Origin of the sequence: Bacillus solimangrovi (assembly GCF_001742425.1) — a bacterium.
GTDB classification, from domain to species: Bacteria; Bacillota; Bacilli; order Bacillales; family Bacillaceae_N; genus Bacillus_AV; species Bacillus_AV solimangrovi.
In genome coordinates this window covers 1-1,587 of the sequence record NZ_MJEH01000059.1, presented here as the reverse complement: position 1 = coordinate 1,587, position 1,587 = coordinate 1, and the positions used below count along the sequence as shown (strand labels likewise).

The window sequence follows — 1,587 nt, the reverse complement described above, 5'->3', positions numbered from 1 at the left end:
AATTTTGGTTGTTCTCAGTTTGTAGAGAAACCTTCCGTTTCTCTACAAACTATTTTTATGTCCGTGATTTGAAATAGATTTTAGTTGATAAATACCACAGAAAAAGACTCCACTACACCTAGTTCAACCTGTCTAAATGTAGGGCAATCTTTTTCATGTTCTGACAAGCTGCGGTGAGTAGTGCTTGTTCTTGAACATTTTTTCTTCCACGCAAGCGACAATAACGCAGCCCATGCAGTTCTTTTGAATCTGCGAAGCTACGTTCAACTTTTTCTCTTCTCATTCGATAAATCCATTTGCCTTCATTAGAAAGTCGGTTCAATCGAACCTTCTCTTTTGCCTCTTCCCATACATGTCTTGTAATCGTTTTTTGATGTTTTTGATTCTGAGTACATTTCTCTAAGAGAGGACATTGACTACATACTGTTGGGTTAGATTTATAATGACGGTAACCTTCGCGATCTGTAGTCGAATACGCTAGCATACTTCCTTCCGGACATGTGTACTGATCATGTTCTATATCATATTTAAATTTCCATTTCGGTATAAATCCTTTTCTTGTTTGATATCTTCGATGAGCAATTACCCCAAAGATTTGTCGTTGATGTAATCCATGACAAATAGGATTCGTTAAATAACCGGCATCTAAGCCAACGGCTTCTACAGAAAAACCAAATTGATTAATCTGACGATCTAATCGAGCTAAATAGGGTTTTGAATCATGTACATTGCCAGGTGTGATATGAACATCGGTAATAATATTATATTTTAGATCTGTTGTACGGTGATCTAAATAGAAAAAACCTTCAGGTTTATTTTCTCGATAGAGATACCCACTTTCAGGGTCTGTATGACTTACTTTGATTTCTTTTGTTTGTTCCACCTCCTCCTTTTTCTTTAGAGGCTTTTTTCCATGACGAATACGATCCTCTTCTATAGCTTGGTTTAGTTCGTCTACGTAAGAAGCTGTTTCGATGTTCACTTCCTTCTTTGTATATTTATTCTTATTAGCATTCGCTTTTAGATGAGTTGAATCTGTAAATAATATTCTTCCTCCAACCATGCGATGATTCATGGCTTGAAGAACAATTTCATCAAAAACCTCTTGAAAAATTTCCGTATCTTTAAAACGAGTTCTCCTATTCCAACTGATTGTAGAATGATGGGGAACAGCGTCAGTGAGATTCAATCCTAAGAACCAACGGTAAGCAATGTTTGTTTGAACTTGGCGTTCAAGTTCGCGTTCTGAACGAACCCCATAAAAATAACCTATAAACATCATTTTGAATAGAATAAGAGGGTCAAGAGAAGGACGTCCATTATCCTTACAATAAAAAGGACGAACTTTTTCAGGAATAAATGAGAAGTCGATATATTGGTCAATCTTTCGAAGTAAATGATCTTGAGGAACTAACTCTTCTATCGTTACAAATTCTAATTCATTTTGTCTATCTTTATTAGAATGAAACATATCTTCACCGCCTTTAAAACGTTACCTTAATCATAACAGATAGATAAAATGATGAAATCATTTCCACTAAAAAAGGCTGTCGAGACTTTCTCGACAGCCTGAGGACGTTACTCTTA

1 protein-coding gene is annotated in these 1,587 nt (G+C 35.7%); it reads right to left on the bottom strand.

All coding sequences use genetic code 11. The features are described 5' to 3' along the window. Positions 1-118 precede the first annotated feature (118 nt). A complete protein-coding gene (locus BFG57_RS15645; RefSeq protein ID WP_069718428.1) occupies positions 119-1,471 on the bottom strand; it encodes an IS1182 family transposase in 1,353 nt (450 codons plus the stop codon). Between the last annotated feature and the right edge of the window lie 116 nt (positions 1,472-1,587).

Bases quoted from the DNA above. Each gene is read 5' to 3' on its own strand.
- BFG57_RS15645 (WP_069718428.1), bottom strand. From the start codon at position 1,471: ATGTTTCATTCTAATAAAGATAGACAAAATGAATTAGAATTTGTAACG.